We start from the raw sequence: 20,067 nt of genomic DNA, 5'->3' as shown, positions 1-20,067 counted from the left end.
TATCTCCAGTTATCGAATCGAGACGGGCAGCAGGTCGTCCGGGTCGCGTTTCATGATCCGGTGAAGGAAAGCGTCACACTCACGCTTCGCACCCTCCCATTGCTGCTGTAGCTCTGCAGGCAAATGTGTTCCGTTTTCTGGGTCCCAGAGCGTTGCGTCGATGTTGGGTCGATACCGCCCGCGTATTGGACGCGCTTTTAGAAGCAGCTCGAGCTGGTGCTGCAGATCGTTGTCGAGGTCACTTAGCAAAACGATGTGGAAACGATGACCACATTGCCGGAGATATCGAGCGGCGGCGGAAAGTCGAGCGATAGCTTGCGAGTTTGAAGTGAGTGACTCGTCATCCTTGACCTCGAGGAACACCGTTCCGACGGCAGTATCGATCTTCACGTCAGGCGTATAGCGCCGTCGGAACGTGCCGTCGGAGTATTCGAAGACCTGCGGTTGTGTTTCGATTGACTCAACTGATGGGGCTATCTCCAGGATGCGTAACGTCTTTTCCTCGATGCGGCTCTCGAACTGAGCCGACTTAGCGGACTTCCGACTTGGGAAGGTTCCTCGTCGACCTTGGCCAGAGACGGTCACGATGCGACGCACTCGACGCGATGAGGCGTGAATAAGTAAGATTTGGGATATTGCAGGCACGAGTTCTCTCCGTCGCGTCTCGTGGAGACGCTTACGTTTCGGGAATACGCCACCCTTCGACAGCAATGTGATGTCGAAAAGAACCTCGCGTACGGGCGAGCGAACTCAGAAATTCGATCAAATTTGATCGAATTTCTAGGTGGTGCAAATCGTAGAGAAAAAGCGGGGCTTGACGCTGCGGTCAGATTGGTAGAGACTCGGCTTTGTCGGGAGACGAATCGCTACTGATTCTGATCCAAAGCGCTACAGGCCTTCGGCTTCGTGGCGCTTTTCTTTTTACATGGCTCCTCCTTGGCTGGTTGGGCCGATCGGCATCTTGCGATTTCGTCGAATCGCTGCATGCACGTGAGCAATCGCCTCCATATCTTCCTCTGACAGACCCTGGTCACGCACCAGGTCAGCAATGACCTGGTATTTGTACACGGGCAGTGGATCTGACAAATGAATGTAGCGCTGAGAGCACGTGGCGACCGTCACGAGTTCCTGCTTTCCATCTACATCCAGGTTTAACGCATCCCCTAGTTGCTCGATGAACGCAACGCCGTCAGGCGTGCGAATCCCTCGCTCGATCGCACTGATGTAGGCGTCGTCGACGCCCACTCGACGAGCAAGCTCCGTCTGCGTGATGCGGAGCTCCCGCCGGCGAGTGCGTACGAAGTTTCCAAGATTTGTCACGGTGATATTCGACGGCAAGATGATGTTTAGGCGAGTCTCGAGCCTAGCTGGATTAGAGAAATTTCGCAAAGTCAGGACTCTTATATTTTTTCGGAGCAGTTCTTGAGGAAATTGCACAGTGGAGTGAAGATTTGCTATCACTTAAGAAAGACATATCTTTTATGATGCAAATTAATATACGCTTTTTGATCCACACCGCGGACTGGCTACAAGCGACATGTCGCACGGCGGTACGCGGAGCGCAATCAAGCGGGTACGCCAAAATTTCGCGAGCTCGTTTGAAAGGGCAGGTCAGGCCCTACTGGATCAACGTTGCTGCCGCTCTGGTCCGCATGGTTTCGCATAGTAGACCGCGGTAGCTAGCTGTATGGTGTAGGCTGCGCAAGCAGACCTAGTGACGAATGACGGCCATCTCGACCGCGACGAAACCTCGGTCCGAATCGCGCATACGGTCACATCGAAGTCGCCGTGCGCCGTGGTGTGACGCTTCGGGATTTGGTCGACCTTTTGATTGCAGGCGGCCTCAACATGACATTGCGGAGATCAGAGTCGGTGCTGCAGCGGCTCCGTGCGGAGCGAAAAGAGATGCATGAGGATGCATTGGCGGATACGTTGTCATCGAGAGCCGGTTGGTCCGCGGATACGGACGCTCGCGGACCGACTGGTGGGGACGGAGTGCGGAACCGAATCCACGTCCGTTTGCTGGTGACGGCATGGATTCGATGACTTGGTCGGGATGCCGATCAGCTTAGCGGTTCCGTCCGAGCAATCTCCCTCCAGCCACGGTCGAACGTGAACGTCCGCACATGTGCGACGGGGTTCTGAATCCTGAGCACGCGCGCTTGTGTCGGATCTGTCGCGTACTCGACAATGTACAGCCAGTACGCGTCGCGTTTTTCGCGGGCGCAGTCAAATTGCGTGTGTGACAGCCCCACGGGCCGATCTTGCAGGCTGCCCGTCATCGACTTCACTTCGACCCACCGAATCTGCTTGCCGCCGCTGTCAGTCTCATAGAGGTCAAATCCAGGGTTACCGTCGGGCGTGCGACGCAGTGCTGGCTCAAGGCCAATGATTAATTCGATGGCATGCCCTTCGATTTGCATTCGCGCTGCTTGATCGAGGCCATCGGGATCTGGCTCATCATTGTCTGGATGTGTACCGACGTAGGAGATGAAGGGGCGTCCTCCGGTTTGGCCGGGTATCCTCTTCCCATGGCTGCCGCCGTTTCCGTTGCCTTGGCCACCCGAAACGCTGTGGCCACCTGAGCCGCTGCGCGTGCCTCCGTTGCCTAGGCCGCTGCCGCCAGGACTACCAGTGCCGGTTTGGCCCTGGCTGCCACGTCGCGCGTCACTGCCTACGCCGTCGCCCCCATCAGGGTCGGGTGTACCAGGCGGGATTTCCGGCATGTCGTCGCCGTACAGATCTTTCGCGTTGCCGTATACGTCGCAGTCGGATTGCGCGTCGGTCACCGGCTCGGCGTCTGTCAATGGTTCGGGTTCAGATGGTGGATTGGTAATGCCGAGCCGGGAAGTCAGATCGGCCACGTTAGTGATGCCGAGCTTGCGCAGCAGATCGAGCGCCGCCGGATCGATGCCCGCTTCCTTCGCCAGTTGATCGATGATTGGCGGTTTGAAGGCTATTTTGGTCAGCAGGAAGGGGTTAGGTTTCCAGCCAAGGGTGTCGAATACCACTAGGCCCGGGGGAACCAGTTCGCCATCGCCGTTCGGCACCCAAGCCACTTGATTGAGCGTCCGGATAAAGATGGCGTCGAATCGGGCCGTCTTTGTCTCGTGGGAATAGCCCCATTTGTAGGAGCCGTAGAATGTGGCAGTGCCGCGTGCTTCGAGGTCGGTTAGCGCTTCCCACAGCACTTTCACTCTGGCTGCTGCCTCTGTGGCTTTCAGCGTGGGCAAGAAGTCTAGGAGCTGTGTGAGCCCGCGGATGGTGAAGTCTTCCGGTTGGTGTTCCCAGCTCGCGCGCTCAAGACCAGTTTCTTTGCGGATCTGTGCCTTCTCGGAGTATCCCAGTCTCGATGGTGTCGCTTGTGGAATGAGGTAGCGGCTTGCACCGCATGACACCAGTAGGTCACGGATGTCTTCGCCGCGCAGACAGTCGTACTCGTTGTCGACGATTAGGATGCCGGGTACGCCTGCGAAGAGCTGCTGCAGGCGGTCGGTGGCGATGTAAATGTCGCCTGGCTTGGCGACATAGGCCTCACCGTCGCCGGTGTCCACCACCATCACAAAGTTGGTATCACGCAGGGCGGAACGGAGCTTTTCCTTCTGCGCGGTCGAATCGGTGCCGAAGGCGGCACGGATGCGTTCGATGTCGGCAGCGTAGACATCGCTGTCCACGTCCACTTCGTCCAGCCGATATTTCGGCAGGACGTTCCAGATCACATCATCCACTGGGTCGGGTTCGGTGATCCCCAATGAGCTGAGAAAAAGACGCACCTCGGGAGTTGCGCACACTGCGCGGCGCATCGTCGGGAAGCTGGTGGCGATGGTGCTGGGCAGGAAGGCCTTGGTTTCACCGTTCTCGCGGGCGACGACGTGGGTGCCATCTTCGAGACGGATGAGCGGAACGGTGTCGAGATGTCGACGCAACGCCTTCTCTTGGCCACTCAGGAACTCGTACAGCCGCAATACCCACTCGTCGGGTTGCGTTTCGAGGAATGACCTGGTCAGGCTTGGCACCAGTTTTGTCGGCGTGATCTCGTCGATATCAAGTTCGCGCATAAGGTACTGGCGAATTTCGGGTGCCTTGTCCTGGGTGATATCGCCAGACAGCCAAGCGGCGGCCTCCAAGCCAAACAGCTCCGCAACCTGTTTGGGGCTGAGCAGCTCACGCAACTCTTGCGTGCGCGCCAGTTTTGCCTGATGGGCGGTCACGTAGTCGCCGTCGAACGTGGGAAGCAACGTCTCACTCTGAAATGCCACGTGGACGGCATCGAACATCGGCGCAAACCGCGAGCTTTGCGGAAACTTCTCGCCGTCAAGCGGCAGGCAACGCAGTGCAGAGACATCCAGCATCGCTTTGTCTCGCATCCAGCGCATCGCTTCCACCAGCAGGCTCGCCGTTTCCTGAACCAGATGCTGGTTCCATGGGTCAGCGGGCGGAATGTTGTCCCGGCTGGGCGTGGTGCGATATGGCCCTTGCACGAGAAAGCCGAGATGGCTTTCGACCACGGTCGGAAAGAAGACCACCAACGGCGACTTGGCCAGTGGCTGTACGGCCCAGCGGCCGGGCGAGTCCTTCACCGCAATCAGCGAGAAGGCGATTTCCACTCGCCCGACCATCCGCATGTTGGTGGAGAACACGTTGCGGTGGAATATCAGCCAGTTCTGATCGACTTCGGCTTGATCGCTTTCCTTACCAATTACGGTGACGTGTTGGACGTTGGGCCCGAGCGATTCCGGGGCGTTGCGCAGATAGAACCCGGACGGGCCACCTTCGACGCTCCAGTTGATCTCGTCGATGTGGCGAAGGAACAGGAGCGCGCCGGGACCCAGATGCCGGAACCCTGCTGTGATGTCCGGTGGTGCGGTCGTGTCCTCTGGCTTCAGGGGTAGGATGATTTGCGTTTCGTCCGCCTCACGTGCCGTGCGGTCCGCCCGTTTTGGGAATACATACCCCTCAATGGTGAAGTCCTCATCGCCAGAGTGAATCTCCGGAAGATCGGTGACGGTGTAAACAGACTTAAAGCCAAGACCAAAGCGGCCTATCGAGGACTCATTCTTAGTGCTCTCGGCGATGTCACACACACTTCGGACGTCTGCTTCGTCGAACGGTTTGCCGAAGTGAGATAGCGTTAGGCGCGTTGGGGTCAGCGTGAACGCCACCTTGCGCGACCCGTACCGGTCGCTGCGCCGACCGAGGGCGTCTTCAGCGTTTTGCAGCAATTCGAAAATGAAGTGCGTGCGGTCGTCGTACAGTCCTGCTGCCAACCTCCCCGATTTCTGAGCGCCTTTGGTGCCGTAGCTCTCCCGATTTTCCTCGCAGATTCCCTTGTAATTCGATGCCACCGCCGCCCCTATCGGTAAGGCATCCACTTGATGCCAAGTTTGCCCAAGTCTGCCAAATCGCGAAATATTATGACAAAATATGACAGCAAACCAAGCTTGGTGCAAATGATATGGGGAAAGCCAATGACCGACCAGCCGAACGAAATCCTCACGATTGACGAGGTTGCCGCTTATCTGAAGGCAGGTAAGCGTACGGTCTATCGCCTTGCAGCGAGTGGCAAACTGCCGGCGTTCAAGCTCGGCGGCACTTGGCGTTTCCGTCGCGGTGAGCTGGATCAGTGGATCGCCAGCCGCATCGGCAAGGCGATTGTGGATGACGACGAGGGGGCGGAATGACCTCCAGTGCTACCGGGCTCCAGTCCAAGGCGAACCCCCAGCAGCTCGAAGCTATCCTTGCTACTGACGGCCCGGTGCTCATCATCGCCGGGCCAGGCTCTGGCAAGACATTCACGCTGGTCGAGCGCATCGTCTACCTCATTACACAGAAAGGTGTCGCTCCGGAGTCGCTGTTTGTCGTCACCTTCACCGATAAGGCCGCGCGTGAGCTGACCACCCGTATTTCCAACCGGCTGGCCGATCTGGATATCAAGTTCAATCTGAACGAGATGTACCTCGGTACCTTCCATTCGATCTGCCTGCGGCTGCTGGAAGATTTCCGCGAGTTCACGCGCCTTAGGCGCAGCTTCACGTTGTTCGACCAGTTCGACCAGCAATACTTCCTCTACCAGCGCATCAAGGACTTCCGTGAACTGCCCGACGCGCAGCTCGTCATGGACGACGACCAGTCCGGTCGCTGGAAGCAGTCGGAGAATCTGCTCAAGTGGCTCAACAAGGTCAGTGAGGAAGCCCTCGACATCGCCACGCTCGCGGCGGCCCCCGAAGTCGAAATCCGTGCGCTTGCTGCGTGCTTCGCAAAGTATCAGGAACTTCTGCACGAGAACAATTCGCTCGACTTCTCCGGCATCCAGTATGAGGCGCTGCAACTGTTGGAGAAGCACCCAGAGGTGTTGGCGCAATTGCGCGAGAAACTGACCTACTTGATGGTGGACGAGTACCAGGACACCAACACTATTCAGGAGCGCATCCTTCTGCTGCTGGCGGGCGAACGCCGTAATTTGTGCGTCGTCGGTGACGACGATCAGGGCTTGTACCGCTTTCGCGGGGCCACCATCCGCAATATTCTGGAGTTTCCTGCGCTGTTTCCAGAGGAGCAGTGCAAGCGCGTCACGCTCTCGGTCAACTACCGCTCGCACCCGGACATCATTCGCTTCTACAACGAATGGATGCGCGAACAGACGTGGGACGACGGCACGCGCGTGTTCCGCTTCGCCAAGCAGATCGTGCCGCGCGAGGACGACTTTCCCGACGTGCCTACGGCGGTGCGGCTGGCCGCTACCGACAACAAGGACGAAACCACCAATTGGCACGCCGAGGTGCTGGCCTTCCTCAACGGTCTGAAGGCATCGAACCATTTGTCGGACTGGAATCAGGTCGCCTTCCTGTTCCGCTCTGTCAAAAACGACAAGGTGGTTGCCCTGGCCCGCTTCCTCGAAACCGAGGGCGTACCCGTGTTCTCGCCTCGCTCGAACATGTTCTTCGAGCGAGAGGAAGTCCGTCTGGTGGTCGGCGCGCTGATCTTCCTGTTCCCACAGTTCCCCAAAGTGCGGGCTTGGGCCGAAGGCGTCACGCTGCCCATCTGGGACTACTACGACCACCAGTGCTTCGCCGTCTTCGCCGCGGAGCTGCGCAAGCCAGAGAACAAGCCCCTGCTGGATTGGGCGCGTCCGCTGGCCAAACGCCACGCCGTGCTCACGCAGAATACTGACTACGCCTTCTCCGGCCTGTTCTATCAACTGCTCCAGTTCCCGTTGTTCTCGCGCTTCCTCACTGACGAAGCAGTGCAAGGCGTGGACAAGGGCCGCGCGGCACGCAACCTTGGGACTTTCTCCAAGCTGCTCACCAAGTTCGAGTACCTGCACTACGTCAGCGTGTTGAACCCGGAGTGGCTGGAAAAGAACATCCGCGACCTGTTCAACCAGTTCCTGCGCTTCCTGGTGGACGGTGGCATCGGCGAGTACGAGGATGAGGCCGAGTACGCGCCCAAGGGCTGCGTGTCGTTCCTCACCATCCACCAGTCGAAGGGGCTGGAGTTTCCGGTCGTCGTTTGTGGCTCGCTGGAGGCGGTACCGCGGAAGCAGTATGGCGAACTCGACGTGCTGCTGGAAGACGGGGGCTACCTTTCCAAGGAGCGCTTCGAGCCGCTTGACCACATCAAGAATTTCGACTTTTGGCGGTTGTTCTACACGGCGTTCTCCCGAGCCCAGAACCTGCTTGTGCTGGCCGCGCAGGAGCGGCAGGGCCGGGGCTTGGGCAAGTCGCCGTCGAAATACTTCGAGCGTTTGTTCTACGAGCAGCCGAGTTGGCGTGACATTGACCTCTCGACGCTGAACTTCGAGGCGGTCAAGCAGATCAACCTCAAGCGTGAATATTCCTTCACCTCGCACATCACCGTGTTCGAGAACTGCGCCGAGCAGTACCGCTTCTTCAAGGAACTGGAGTTCGCGCCCATCCGTGAAAGCCCGATGCTGTTCGGTACTCTGGTGCATCAAACCATCGAGGACATCCACAAGACGGTGCTGCGAGGCGAAGAGGGCAGCCTCAACCGTGAAGCCATTGAAGGCTGGTTCTCGGCCAACTACGCCATGCTGTCGAAGAAGGAGCGTGTGTATCTCGCGCCGTCGTCGCAGCAGGCGGCGCTGCTGCATGTCCTACGCTACTACCAACGCGAGAACGGCAACTGGGATCGCATCAAGGAGGCTGAGGTCGAGATTTCGCTGGTCAAGGATCAGTACATCCTCAAGGGCAGCGTTGACCTCATACGGGGCGAGCAGGATACGGTCGAGATTATCGACTTCAAGTCGGAGAAGAAGCCCGACATGGAGAAGGATCGGGATCGCCTTCGGCAGTACCAGCACCAGTTGGAGGTGTATGCGCATCTGGTCGAGGAGCGCACCGGCCAGAAGGTCAGCCGGATGCACCTGTATTACACCGGCGAAGACGGCGGCAACCCCTACGTCTCGTTCAACAAGGACGATCGCGCCATCGGTAAGACCATCGCGCGCTTCGATGACATCGTGGCGCGCATTGAGCGGCAGGACTACGGCATCGTCGCGCGACCGGCCAAGCTGTGCCAGAACTGTGACATGCGCGTCTACTGCGACAACAAGAATTGGAAATTCAGGAACACAAACTAATGACAAAGACGAGCACGCTCACGCAGGAAAGCCTGCAATTTGCCACGCCCGACGGTGGCGCGACCAACGTCGCAAAGTATGAGTTCGAGCCGATCAAGGGCTACCCGATGTTGAACTGGCGCGGCAAGCGCCCGTTTACCTCGACGCAGTATTACCCGGCGCAGTTGAAAGAAGTCCACGGCGAGGAGGTGGACGGGTGGCGCAACAAGATTTTCTGGGGCGACAATCTGCAGGTGATGAGCCATCTGCTCAAGGAGTTCCGGGGCCAGGTGGATCTGATCTACATCGACCCGCCGTTTGACTCGAAGGCGGATTACAAGAAGCGCATCAAGCTCAAGGGCAGATTAGCGGAAGGCGACCAGAGCTCGTTCGAGGAAAAGCAGTACGGCGACATCTGGAACAACGACGAGTACCTTCAGTTTCTTTATGAGCGACTGGTGCTGCTGCGCGAGCTTTTGACAGTCAACGGTTCAATCTATGTCCATTGCGACGCCAACCGTGGGCATTACATCAAATGCCTCATGGATGACGTGTTTGGAGCGGGGAATTTCCGGAACGAGATCATTTGGAAGCGTACCGCGGCAAGGGCCGACTCCAAAACCTACAACCATGTGCATGACACGCTGTTCTTCTATACGAGAGGGGAGCGATTCACATGGAATAAGCAGTTTACAGAGCACAGCGAAAACTACCTGAGCAGCAAATACAACAATGTCGACAAGGATGGACGACGCTACACGCTTGACAACATGACAAGCCCGAATCCTCGGCCAAACATGACCTATGTTTGGAAGGGGTTTCAGCCGCCGGAGAATGGATGGCGATACAGCGTTGAAAAGATGACTGAGCTGGATGCGCAAGGCCGCATCTGGTACCCCGACGATACAACCAAGCGGCCACGGCTTATTCGCTACTTGGATGAATCGGACGGTCGCCCGCTGGATTCGGTTTGGACAGACATCTTTCCGGTCAACTCGCAAGCTAGCGACCGGCTCGACTATCCAACCCAGAAACCCGTTGATCTGCTAGAGCGCATCATCAAGGCATCCTCGGATGCCGGATCGCTCGTGTTTGATTGCTTTATGGGATCTGGCACGACGCAAGAGGCCGCGATGCGCCTTGGCCGCCGCTTTATCGGCGCGGACATCAATCTGGGGGCAATTCAGACGACGGCAAAGCGGCTGATCGGTGTCGCCGACGTTTTGCGGCAGACGCCACTTGATGATGAGGCCAAGCACTTCACGGGCTTCGAACTGCATAACGTCAACCACTACGACATCTTCCGCAACCCCGTCCAAGCCAAGGAACTGCTGATCGAGGCGCTGGAAGTGCAGAAGCTGGAGTTCAGCACCGTATTCGACGGCGAGAGGGACGGGCGCATGGTCAAAATCATGCCCGTCAATCGAATCGCCACGCGCGCCGACCTGAACGAGCTGATTGCGGGCTTCGACTACAAGGCGTGGGAGCGCAAGCAGAACGAAAACCCTAACCGCCCGGTCGAGAAGATCGCCCTGGTGTGCATGGGCCACGAGCCTGACCTGCGCGCGCAACTGGAACTAGCCGCCAAGCCCTTCAAGATCGACGTGGATGTGGTGGACATCCTACGCGACAAGGCCGATCTGGAGTTCAAGCGAGACTCGCAGGCCAAGGTGTCCATCAAGAAGGGCAAGCTGGTCATCGAGAAGTTCTACCCGATGAACCTGCTGCAAAAGCTCTCGCTCCAGAAGGAGTCAGTCGAGGACTGGAAGGAACTAGTCGAATCGGTGCTGATCGACTGGAACTACGACGGTGCGGTGCTGCAACCGGCGGTGGTGGACATTCCAGGCAAGAATGAACTGGTCAACGGCGAGTACAAGGTGCCAGAGGACGCCGGGACCATTCGCGTGAAGATCACCGATTTGCTTTCAGAATCGTGGGAAGGGAGCGTCAGCAATGGCCACTAAACGCTTGGTAGTTAATGGCAACGGCAAGGTGGCCAGCTCGGGTGCATCATTAGATTTCGCCTTCTTCCGCTTTCTGTGGCAGTTCTACAAGGACAACCGAAGTGTGGTCCGCCAGAACTACAAGGAGCTGACGCGCAAGTTCCTCGACTTCAATAATCCGGAGCGCAACCCGAAGGCTTTCCTCCGCCAGCCGCAGTTCGAGGCGCTGGAGACCTACATTTTTCTGAAAGAATTTCTGGGTAACTCCAAGGTCGAGGAGGTCTTCAAGGCATGGTATGAGCGTAGCGGCAAGTTCGAGGGGCGCAAGTTCGGTTCCTTCCTCGGAACCGCAGGGCAAGAGATGTTCCAGTTCGGCGAGACGGACGAGCTGGAACTGAGCTCGTACAAGGTGCTGTTTGAGAAGATGCGCAAGAACTCGCGTGCCTACCCGAATTACATCTTCGCGTTGACGATGGGGACCGGCAAAACCATCTTGATGGCGACCTGCATCTTCTACGAGTTCCTGCTGGGCAACAAGTTCGAGAAGGATGCGCGCTACTGTCACAACGCCCTGGTGTTCGCGCCGGACAAGACGGTGCTGCAATCGCTGAAGGAGATCGAAGCGTTCGACCTGACCCGCGTGGTGCCGCCGGAGTACGTCAACTTCCTAACCACGCACCTGCGTTTCCACTACCTTGAAGAAGCAGGTACGTCCCTGGACACGTTGGATCGCTCGCGCTTCAACATCATCGTTTCCAACACACAGAAGATCATCCTCAAGCGCCAGCACAAGGAAAGGACTTCCATTGACAAGCTGTTTGGCGCTACTGCCGACACGCTCGCGGTCACCGGCGTCTATGCCGATGCCGTTGACCTCTACAACTTCGATCAGCCGGAAGAAGAGGGCGAACTGACCACCAACCAGCGGTTCGAGAAGCTGCGCCGTCTGGAGCAGTTGGGAATCTACGTGGACGAGGCTCATCACGCCTTTGGCAAGGCGCTCGCCAAGGACATGGGCGTCGGTGCGAAGGAGACGGACACCAGCCTACGCACAACCATTGACATCCTCGCCGCCAGCCTCAACGCGGCGGGCACGCGCGTGGTGGCTTGCTACAACTACACAGGTACGCCCTACGTCGGGCGTGAGGTGTTACCGGAGGTGGTGTATGCCTACGGCTTGAAGGAAGCAGTCGACAAGGGCTTCTTGAAGAAAGTGCTGCTGCACGGCTACAGCAACACTCGCACCGAGGAGTTCGTAGACATCGCTGTCGAAGCCTTCCTGAAGGAATCCGGCACACTGCGCCCGGAAGGTCTACTGCCCAAACTGGCCTTCTTTGCCGCCACAATCGATGAGCTGACCAGCGAGCTGAAACCGGCGGTTGAGCGCGCACTTATCAAGCACGGTATCCCGACCTCGCGCATTCTGGTTAACGTGGGTGACGACAAGCTCACCACCAACGACGACATCCGCGAGTTCAATCGGCTCGATACCGAAGGCTCGGAAAAGCAATTCGTCTTGCTGGTCAATAAGGGGCGAGAAGGCTGGAACTGCCGCTCGCTGTTCGGCGTTGGCCTGTTCCGCGAGCCGAAGTCCAAGGTGTTCGTGCTGCAAGCCACGATGCGCTGCCTGCGCGCCATCGGAGAGGCCCAGCACACCGGCCATGTCTTCCTCTCGAACGACAACCTCAATACCCTGAACGACGAGTTACAACAGAACTTCCGCATCAGCGCCGACGAGCTGCAAAAGACGGGCAGCGACAAGGAGCGCGTGGAAGTGCGCGTAGTGGAGCCGCCGGTTAAGATTAAGCTCGTGCGCGTGCGCAAGCAATACCAGATGCGCGAAAAGCAACTTGTTCCTGGGCAGGAACTGATCCCTGAACGCTCTAGCCGAGAGAAGTGGGCGGAGTTAGTTGAGAGGTATCGGCTAATCGAAACGCAGCAGGAGGGTTTGACCGCCGCCGACGCCGCACGCGCGTCGGGCAGCCGCACCTTCGACCTGACCGAGCGCCGCGAAAAGCGGATCTTCTCACGGATGACGCTGGTGGCGGAGGCGTCCCGCTACCTCAATCTACGGCCACTCGACATTGAGGAACTGCTGGACTCGACGAAGGAAGGCGTTGACGAGCTGGTGGCGATAACCAACGAATTCAACGAGCTGCTATATGACGAGATCATCCCGCGCCTGTTCCGCCAGCTTTACGACCTTGACGAGTCGCAGCAAACTGAGGAGCATGAAGTCGATCTGATTAAGATGCCCCCGAACGGCTACTACGAGGTGTCGGCTGCCAAGGACAAGATCGTCCGGATGAATGACGCGCAGATCAAGGACGAGGAGCGCGCGAAGAGCTTCCACCTCGACACCTACTGCTTTGACTCCGGCTCGGAGAACTGGCTGTTCTGGGACCTGCTGCGTGAGCAGCGGGTGAGGAAAATCTACTTCACTGGAATGTTGACCCACGGCCAGTCTGATTTCTTCATCCAATACATCGACCCAGACTCGCGTACCGTGCGTAGTTACTTCCCCGACTTTATCTTCCAGCGAGAAGAGCTGGATGGTAGTCTGAAGTATGTCATTGTCGAGGTGAAGGCCGACAACCAGATCGAGGACGCCGTGGTGCAAGCCAAGAAGGACTTCGCTCAGCAGATCGCGGTGGCCAGCGGGATGGAGTACCGTATCCTCAAGTCGTCCGATGCGGACAAGCGACACTATCGGGTTCTGATGTAAGGTCACCGAAGAAAAAGCGAGGGGGATAACTATGGCGTTGGGTCGAATAGAGCGTATTTTGATCTTGGCGAAGACATACCCCTCGCCCAGTGCCCAGTATGTTGAGACGTCCTGCGTGGCAGGCATAAGCCAGGACGGCTCAATGCGCCGCTTGTACCCTGTGCCATTCAGGATGATCGAAGAAGGCCAGCAGTTCAAAAAATGGCAGTGGATCGAAGTCAGAGTCGAGAAAGCCAACAAGGATCATCGGCCTGAGAGCCACAAGCTCTACGTCGACACGATCAGCTGTGGGGACGTGATAGACACCAAGAAGGAGTGGGCCGCCCGTTGGGAATGGTTGGGCAAGATCCCGACCTTCGACAGCTTTGATGCCGTCGAAGCTGGACGGCTTGGCGATAGCTTGTCGATTGCATTACTGCGCCCAAAGAGGTTGCTCGGTCTCGAAATCACCAATGCCAGAAACCAGGAGTGGACGGAGGAGGAAAAAGAGAAGCTGATGCGTGAGCAGATGCAGGGCGATCTCTTTTCCGAGGCCGAGGCGAAACGGCAGGTGGTGGGGCTTCGCAAGGTACCGTTCGACTTCTACTATCGGTATGTGTGTGATACGCCGGAGGGCGAAAAGGAGCACAAACACAAGCTCGTCGACTGGGAGGCTGGCGCGTTGTTTTGGAACTGCCGCCGTAGCCACGGCGTCACTTGGGAAGCACCGTTCCGTGCCAAGCTGGAAGAATCGCTCGGTGGAAAGGATTTAATGTTCCTGATGGGCAATCAGCACCGGTTCCAAGACCAGTGGCTGATCATCAGTTTGGTTTATCCGCCTAAGCGAAAGCAAGTCGAAGTGGGGCAGGGTTTGTTGTTTTAGCGCCTGCAGCGTTGATGTGTTCGACGTCCGCGCCGCAATAGTCACGCACGGCATTGGCCACTATCGACCGGTGGCAGAAGTTGAAGTCGGCCTCATAGCACAGTAGCGCGCAGTTCGACGTACTCGCTAACTCCGACAGATCGGCGATCGCGGTCTCTTGCGTCTTGAGATGCTTCAGGAAACCCTCGGTGTAGCGCTTCCAGTTACCATCCTCACGATAACGGTTGCGTACCATCTTTGGGCAGCCCAAGTCAACCATATGGACGTACTCGAGGCCTGAGAGATTCAACGCGCTGGCCAGCGCCTTCTTCGAAAATCCGGGTTTGCGCGACAGGGGCAGCTCGCGGATGTCCACGACGGTGTCGATGCCGTGCTCAGCGAGCAACGACATGAACGCGTCAATGTCCAGTCCTTCGTAGCCTATGGTGAAAACGGTCATACTTGAGCCCCTCTAAAGCGGCGATTTTAACGGACGATGCACCACCCGTCACGGCGGTCGCAATGCCCCCTGTCTTGGCAGCAATGTACAGCGCCCCACAGTCATTAGGCGATGACTGGAGGTGTCGGGAGGGGGTGCTCTAGGTTCACACGGGTGATGCTCGCCAGGTTGGGCCCGGAATCCGCGTCAATACCTGGGAGAAAAAGGCAAAAAACCAACCGAGAGCGGTTGGTTTTTTGCAATTGGTGGAGTTGGGGAGGATAGGATTTTCGACCTTCACAGAGTTTCCCACCTTGGGGGCGCGCCCTTCCAAGCCCATCAGAGCATTTGTGCGCCGAGTTAGGCGGACGCGCGCCAAACGCCTTCGGGAAATTCCCTCATCGTGACGTTCAACAGTAGGCCAGTCGCATCAACTTCGTCGTCCAGTCGCAAAACTTTGGCGCCAGTCGCACTTACTCTGGCGCCCTACGCCTACGAGAAAATTCAAACGTCAATATTCCCCGCTCGCAACGCATTCGACTCGATAAACGCCCGCCGCGGCTCCACATCATCCCCCATGAGGGTAGTAAAGATCCCATCCGCCGCAATCGCGTCTTCGATCTGCACGCGCAGCAGTCGCCGCACCGCCGGATCCATCGTCGTTTCCCACAGCTGCCCGGGGTTCATCTCGCCGAGCCCCTTATACCGCTGCTTCGAAACGTTCCGCTCTGCATCCGCCAGCAGCCACTTCATCGCGCTCTTGAAGTCCGTCACAGCCATGCTGCGCTCACCACGCTTGATGACCGCACCTTCCCCAATCAGCCCCTTGAACGTATTCGCGGTGGTCACGAGCTGCTGATAATCCGCCGTGTGCTGGAATTCCTGGTCGATGACCGAAACCCGCACGTTGCCGTGATGCGTACGCTCGACATGCAGCGACCGCTGTTCGCGAACCGGGTCATACGAAGGCACGACACGAACTTCGTTCTTCAGCGCTTCATCATGCAACGCAGCATGCAGCGCCTTAGCCGAAGCCTCCGTCGAAGCCTCGTTGGAAAGATCAATCACCACCCCGTCCATGATCGCTTCAAGCGCGGCCGGGTCATACAACCGGCTCAACCGCTCGATCACGCTCTTCGACAGCAGATACGACCGCGCCAGCTCTCCAAGCGCATCGCCCGAAATCACGGCTGCGTTCTCACCAGGCACCAGCTCCGACCCTTGCAGCGCCAACCGCAGCATATGCGCGTTGAGCTCCACGTCATCCTTCAGATAACGCTCGTCCTTGCCCGCCTTGATCTTGTAAAGCGGCGGCTGCGCGATATACACGTACCCGCGCTCGATCATGTCCGGCATCTGGCGATAGAGGAACGTGAGCAGCAGCGTCCGGATGTGCGCACCGTCGACGTCCGCGTCGGTCATGATGATGATGCGGTGATAGCGCAGCTTGTCGAGGTTGTAGTCTTCCTTGCCGATCCCGCACCCAAGCGCGGTCACGAGCGTGACGATCTGTTCCGACGACAGCAGTTTGTCGTAGCGAGCCTTCTCGACGTTCAGCACCTTGCCGCGCAGCGGCAGGATTGCCTGGAACTTCCGGTCACGCCCTTGCTTCGCCGAACCACCTGCCGAGTCACCCTCTACGATGTAGATTTCGCACTTCGCCGGGTCTTTCTCCTGGCAGTCCGCGAGCTTGCCGGGCAGGCCGACGCCGTCGAGCACGCCCTTGCGGCGCGTCATCTCACGCGCCTTCCGCGCAGCATCGCGCGCACGAGCCGCTTCGACGATCTTCCCGCAGATGATCTTCGCGTCGATCGGCGTTTCCAAAAGGAATTCTTCCAGCGCCTTCGCCACAACTTCTTCAACCGGCGCACGAACCTCGGAAGAAACCAGCTTGTCCTTCGTCTGCGAGCTGAACTTCGGCTCCGGCACCTTCACGGAGAGCACGCACGACAGCCCTTCGCGCATGTCGTCGCCGGTCGTCTCGACCTTCGCCTTCTTCGCGATTTCGTTGTCGGTGATGTACTTGTTGATGACGCGCGTCATCGCGGCGCGCAGGCCAGTCAAGTGCGTGCCGCCGTCGCGCTGCGGAATGTTGTTCGTGAAACACAGCACGTTTTCGTTGTAGCTGTCGTTCCACTGCATCGCGACTTCGACGCCCACGCCATCCTTCTCGCCGGTGGCGAAGAACACCGTCGGGTGCAGGTTGGTCTTCGTCTTGTTGATGTACTCGACGAAACCCTTCACGCCGCCGGCGAACGCGAAATCGTCTTCCTTGCCCGAACGAAGATCGGTGAGGCGAATCCGCACACCGTTGTTCAGGAACGAAAGCTCGCGCATCCGCTTCGCGAGGATGTCGTAGTGATACTCGACCGTCCCGAAAATCGTCGGATCGGCCATGAAGTGCACTTCGGTGCCGCGGTTCTCGGTGTCACCCGTCACCAGCATCGGCGACACTTCGACACCATCGACCATCTCGAGCACGCGCTCCTGCGCGACGCCACGATGGAACTCCATGAACCGCTTCTTGCCATCACGGCGCACCGTGAGGCGCAGCCAGCTCGACAGCGCGTTCACGCACGACACACCCACGCCGTGCAGGCCACCGGACACCTTGTAGCTGTTCTGGTCGAACTTGCCGCCGGCATGCAGCTCGGTCATCACGATTTCGGCAGCGCTGCGCTTCGGCTCGTGCTTGTCGTTCATCTTCACGTCGGTCGGAATCCCGCGGCCGTTGTCGGTCACGGAAATCGAGTTGTCGGCGTGAATCGTCACGTGGATGTCGTTGCAGTACCCGGCCAACGCTTCGTCGATCGAGTTGTCGAGCACCTCGAACACGAGGTGATGCAGACCGGTGCCGTCCGACGTGTCGCCGATGTACATCCCGGGGCGCTTGCGCACCGCTTCCAGACCTTCGAGGATCTGGATCGACGAAGCGCCGTAGCTGCTGTTATCGGGTTGCGGATTGTGCTGTTCACTCATGGATATCTTCCGGTTCTGCGAGGCCACTCAAGCGGCGGCATGGTGCGTTTCCTTGCGAAAACGCCGGGCCGCTCCAGTTTTCCTGGCCCGTCCGAGGCGCCGTTAGGGCACCAAAGGGACGGGTTGTCGGTTCGCCATAAAAACGCCAAAGGGGCTTGCCGCCCCCTGGTGTGTGTCGTGATGTCGCGCGCGTCAGATGCGCATCGGCATCACGACATACTTGAACTCGTCGTTCTCGGGCACGGTAATCAGCGCGCTCGAGCTGGCGTCGCCGAGGCTCACCTGCACGGTGTCGACCTTCAGGTTCGCGAGCACGTCGAGCAGATACGTGACGTTGAAGCCGATGTCGACGGTATCGCCCTGGTAGGCGATTTCCAGTTCTTCCTGCGCCTCTTCCTGATCGGCGTTGGTCGACATGATCTTCAGCTGGCCCGGCGCGATGATGCAGCGCACGCCCTTGAACTTGTCCGAGGTCAGAATCGCCGCGCGCTGCAGCGAACGCTGCAGTTCTTCACGGCCGATCTCGAACGTGTTCTTGTGCGCCTTCGGAATCACGCGCTGGAAGTCGGGGAATTTGCCCTCGACGAGTTTCGACACGAGCTCGACCTGGCCGAACGTGAACTTGGCCTGGGTTTGCGCGATGTCGATGGTGACGGTGTCATCGATGTCTTCGAGCAGGCGTTGCAGCTCGAGAATCGTCTTGCGCGGCACGATGACTTCCTGGCGGCCGAACGTGCCGCCTTCGAGCTTCATCGACGAGAACGCGAGGCGGTGGCCGTCGGTGGCCACGGCCATCAGTTGGTCGCCGTCGACGACGAGCAGCATGCCGTTCAAGTAGTAGCGGATGTCCTGCTGCGCCATCGCGAAGTGCACCATGCCGAGCAGCTGGCGGAACGACTTCTGCGGGACGGTCAGCGTTGCGCCGAAATCCTTCGCCTGCGCGACGGTCGGGAACTCGTCGGCCGCCAGCGTCTGGAGTGCGAAACGGCTCTTGCCGGATTGAACGGTGAGGCGCTTGTCGGCGAGCGACAGCGTGACCTGGCCGTCAGGCATCGCGCGCAGGATGTCGAGCAGCTTGCGCGCCGCGACGGTGGTCGCGACCTGGTCGCCGCCGACGCCGAAATCGGCGCGCGTGGTGATCTGCAGCTCCAGGTCGGTCGACAGGAACGAAACGTCCGAGCCGTTCTTGGTGATCAGCAGGTTGGCGAGGATCGGCAACGTATGGCGGCGTTCGACGATGCCGCTGACCGTTTGCAGCGGCCTGAGGAGGGTGTCTCGTTCGGTCTTGACCAGTTGCATAGAGTTCCTTCGTTGAGTAACGGCCTGCAGCGCAGCAGCCTCGCAGCGCCCCGCCGGCCGGGCTCTTGGCCCGCCACCACCGGGGCGGTCAAACCAGTATTGTGCCTCAAAACCGAACCGCCCCCCTTAAATTGGGGCGGAGGCCGAATTATCAAGCGCGCCGCGCGCTCAGCCCTTCAGCGTCTGTTCCAGCACGTGCAGCTCGTGGTTGAGCTGCGCGTCCTTGCTGCGTTCGTCGGCGATCTTGCGCACCGCGTGCAGCACGGTGGTGTGGTCGCGCCCGCCGAACAGCTCGCCGATTTCCGGCAGGCTCTTCTGCGTGAGTTCCTTCGCGAGATACATCGCGATCTGCCGCGGCCGCGCGATGTTCGCGGGACGCTTCTTCGAGTACATATCCGCGACCTTGATGTTGTAGAAGTCGGCGACGGTCTTCTGGATGTTCTCGACCGAAATCTGCCGGTTCTGCACGGTCAGCAGGTCCTTCAGCGCTTCCTTGGTCAGCTCGATCGAGATCTCGCGGCCGTGGAACTTCGAATACGCGAGGATCTTGCGCAGCGCGCCTTCGAGTTCGCGCACGTTCGAGCGCAGGTGCTTCGCGACGAAGAACGCGACGTCCTCCGACAGGTTCACGCCTTCCGACTGCGCCTTGCGCATCAGGATCGCGACGCGCATTTCCAGCTCGGGCGGCTCGATCGCGACGGTGAGGCCCGAGTCGAAGCGCGAGATCAGGCGATCGTCGATCCCCGAAATCTCCTTCGGATACGTATCGCTGGTGATGATCACCTGCGCCTTGTTCGCGACCAGCGCCTCGAACGCGTAGAAGAATTCCTCTTGCGTGCGCGACTTGCCGGAGAAGAACTGAATATCGTCGATCAGCAGCAGGTCGAGCGAGTGGTAGTAGCGCTTGAAGTCGTCGAACGCCTTGCGCTGGTACGCCTTCACCACGTCGGACACGTATTGCTCCGCGTGGATGTAGCGGATCCGCGCGCCGGCCTTGTCGAGCAGCAGCTGGTTGCCGATCGCGTGGATCAGGTGAGTCTTGCCGAGGCCGACGCCGCCGTACAGGAACAGCGGGTTGTACGAGATGCCCGGGTTGTCCGCGACCTGGATCGCGGCGGCGCGCGCCAACTGGTTCGCCTTACCGGTCACGAAGTTGTCGAACGTGAGCACGGGGTTCAGCTTCGAGCGCTCGTACATCGAATCGGATTCACCACCGGCGGCGGGCGCGGCGCCCGGGCCCGGACGCCACGTGCGGCGGCCGGC

The 20,067-nt window shown here is 58.9% G+C and carries 12 protein-coding genes; 5 read left to right on the top strand and 7 right to left on the bottom strand.

Annotated features, from left to right (window positions below):
* Positions 1-9: 9 nt before the first annotated feature.
* From G3N99_RS06810 to G3N99_RS42525, 3 genes are all read right to left on the bottom strand, one after another.
* A complete protein-coding gene (locus G3N99_RS06810; protein WP_346778475.1) occupies positions 10-585 on the bottom strand; it encodes a TnsA endonuclease N-terminal domain-containing protein in 576 nt (191 codons plus the stop codon).
* A 336-nt stretch (positions 586-921) separates the two neighbouring features.
* The gene (locus G3N99_RS06805; protein ID WP_206121997.1) at positions 922-1,320 is read right to left on the bottom strand and encodes a helix-turn-helix transcriptional regulator; all 399 of its coding nucleotides are present in this window, start codon (positions 1,318-1,320) and stop codon (positions 922-924) included.
* 743 nt (positions 1,321-2,063) lie between these two features.
* Complete coding sequence (locus G3N99_RS42525; protein WP_206121996.1) at positions 2,064-5,345, bottom strand: DUF3883 domain-containing protein; 3,282 nt, start codon at positions 5,343-5,345, stop codon at positions 2,064-2,066.
* A gap of 123 nt (positions 5,346-5,468) precedes the next feature.
* Here G3N99_RS42525 and G3N99_RS06795 point away from each other — a divergent pair, with 123 nt between their 5' ends.
* The 5 genes from G3N99_RS06795 (at position 5,469) to G3N99_RS06775 (ending at position 14,108) form a co-directional block, all read left to right on the top strand.
* Positions 5,469-5,681 carry a helix-turn-helix domain-containing protein gene (locus tag G3N99_RS06795; protein WP_206121995.1) on the top strand — a complete coding sequence of 71 codons (213 nt, stop codon included), beginning with the start codon at positions 5,469-5,471 and terminating at the stop codon, positions 5,679-5,681.
* Positions 5,678-8,599 (top strand): ATP-dependent DNA helicase, encoded by a 2,922-nt coding sequence (locus G3N99_RS06790; RefSeq protein WP_206121994.1) that lies wholly within the window; start codon positions 5,678-5,680, stop codon positions 8,597-8,599. Before G3N99_RS06795 ends, G3N99_RS06790 begins: the two co-directional genes overlap by 4 nt.
* Complete coding sequence (locus tag G3N99_RS06785) at positions 8,599-10,542, top strand: site-specific DNA-methyltransferase (RefSeq protein ID WP_206121993.1); 1,944 nt, start codon at positions 8,599-8,601, stop codon at positions 10,540-10,542. Before G3N99_RS06790 ends, G3N99_RS06785 begins: the two co-directional genes overlap by 1 nt.
* Entirely contained in the window at positions 10,532-13,246 is a 2,715-nt protein-coding gene (locus G3N99_RS06780) for a TnsA endonuclease N-terminal domain-containing protein (RefSeq protein ID WP_206121992.1), read from the top strand. The genes G3N99_RS06785 and G3N99_RS06780 overlap by 11 nt, the downstream gene beginning before the upstream one ends.
* Positions 13,247-13,418: 172 nt before the next feature.
* Positions 13,419-14,108, top strand: a complete 690-nt coding sequence (locus G3N99_RS06775) for a hypothetical protein (RefSeq protein WP_241011516.1) — start codon at positions 13,419-13,421, stop codon at positions 14,106-14,108.
* Here G3N99_RS06775 and G3N99_RS06770 read toward each other — a convergent pair.
* The 4 genes from G3N99_RS06770 to dnaA all read right to left on the bottom strand — a co-directional run.
* Positions 14,065-14,547 (bottom strand): DUF488 domain-containing protein, encoded by a 483-nt coding sequence (locus G3N99_RS06770; RefSeq protein ID WP_206121990.1) that lies wholly within the window; start codon positions 14,545-14,547, stop codon positions 14,065-14,067. The two genes, G3N99_RS06775 and G3N99_RS06770, sit on opposite strands and share 44 nt — an antisense overlap.
* 483 nt (positions 14,548-15,030) lie before the next feature.
* A complete protein-coding gene (gyrB, locus tag G3N99_RS06765; protein WP_206121989.1) occupies positions 15,031-17,505 on the bottom strand; it encodes a DNA topoisomerase (ATP-hydrolyzing) subunit B in 2,475 nt (824 codons plus the stop codon).
* A 192-nt stretch (positions 17,506-17,697) separates the two neighbouring features.
* Positions 17,698-18,804: a DNA polymerase III subunit beta gene (dnaN, locus tag G3N99_RS06760; RefSeq protein ID WP_039364632.1), complete on the bottom strand. Its 1,107-nt coding sequence runs from the start codon at positions 18,802-18,804 to the stop codon at positions 17,698-17,700.
* Between the two features lie 168 nt (positions 18,805-18,972).
* A partial coding sequence (dnaA, locus tag G3N99_RS06755; RefSeq protein ID WP_206121988.1) for a chromosomal replication initiator protein DnaA occupies positions 18,973-20,067 on the bottom strand: 1,095 nt, incomplete at its 5' end.

This window comes from Burkholderia sp. Ac-20392 (assembly GCF_017104585.1).
Lineage (GTDB): Bacteria > Pseudomonadota > Gammaproteobacteria > Burkholderiales > Burkholderiaceae > Burkholderia > Burkholderia lata.
This window is presented reverse-complemented; position numbering and strand designations above follow the sequence as displayed.

Coding starts and splice junctions, on each gene's coding strand:
- G3N99_RS06775 (WP_241011516.1), top strand. CDS start 13,419: ATGATCGAAGAAGGCCAGCAGTTCAAAAAATGGCAGTGGATCGAAGTC.
- G3N99_RS06795 (WP_206121995.1), top strand. CDS start 5,469: ATGACCGACCAGCCGAACGAAATCCTCACGATTGACGAGGTTGCCGCT.
- G3N99_RS06790 (WP_206121994.1), top strand. CDS start 5,678: ATGACCTCCAGTGCTACCGGGCTCCAGTCCAAGGCGAACCCCCAGCAG.
- G3N99_RS06770 (WP_206121990.1), bottom strand. CDS start 14,547: ATGACCGTTTTCACCATAGGCTACGAAGGACTGGACATTGACGCGTTC.
- G3N99_RS06785 (WP_206121993.1), top strand. CDS start 8,599: ATGACAAAGACGAGCACGCTCACGCAGGAAAGCCTGCAATTTGCCACG.
- gyrB (WP_206121989.1), bottom strand. CDS start 17,505: ATGAGTGAACAGCACAATCCGCAACCCGATAACAGCAGCTACGGCGCT.
- dnaN (WP_039364632.1), bottom strand. CDS start 18,804: ATGCAACTGGTCAAGACCGAACGAGACACCCTCCTCAGGCCGCTGCAA.
- G3N99_RS06780 (WP_206121992.1), top strand. CDS start 10,532: ATGGCCACTAAACGCTTGGTAGTTAATGGCAACGGCAAGGTGGCCAGC.